This window comes from Pseudoalteromonas sp. GW168-MNA-CIBAN-0100, from assembly GCF_040309225.1.
Taxonomy (GTDB): domain Bacteria; phylum Pseudomonadota; class Gammaproteobacteria; order Enterobacterales; family Alteromonadaceae; genus Pseudoalteromonas; species Pseudoalteromonas arctica.
Genome location: NZ_JBEOOL010000280.1, coordinates 1 through 339 on the forward strand (window position 1 = coordinate 1; position 339 = coordinate 339).

Below are 339 nucleotides of genomic sequence, written 5' to 3' on the forward strand. Positions count from 1 at the left end.
TTACTTAGGTAAAGAAACCGTTCAAAACTTAATGGCACTGCGTTTTTCAAACTCGTTGTTTGAAAACATGTGGGATGCTAAATCAATCGATAATATTCAAATTAGCATTTCAGAAACTGTGGGCCTTGAAACTCGTGCAGGCTTTTACGACAAAGCCGGTGCGCTGCGTGACATGGTTCAAAACCACTTGTTACAGCTGTTATGTTTAGTAGCAATGGAATCACCCCATAAACTTAATGCCAGTAGTATTCGCAACGAAAAGCTCAAAGTATTAGAGGCGCTGCGTCCACTTATTGGCAGCGACGTAGATAAAAATATTATTCGTGGTCAATATGTACC

1 pseudogene is annotated in these 339 nt (G+C 40.1%); it reads left to right on the forward strand.

Annotation, left to right across the window (positions count from 1 at the left end):
- A pseudogene (locus AAEY62_RS21115) lies at positions 1-339 on the forward strand (glucose-6-phosphate dehydrogenase); the annotation flags it as partial.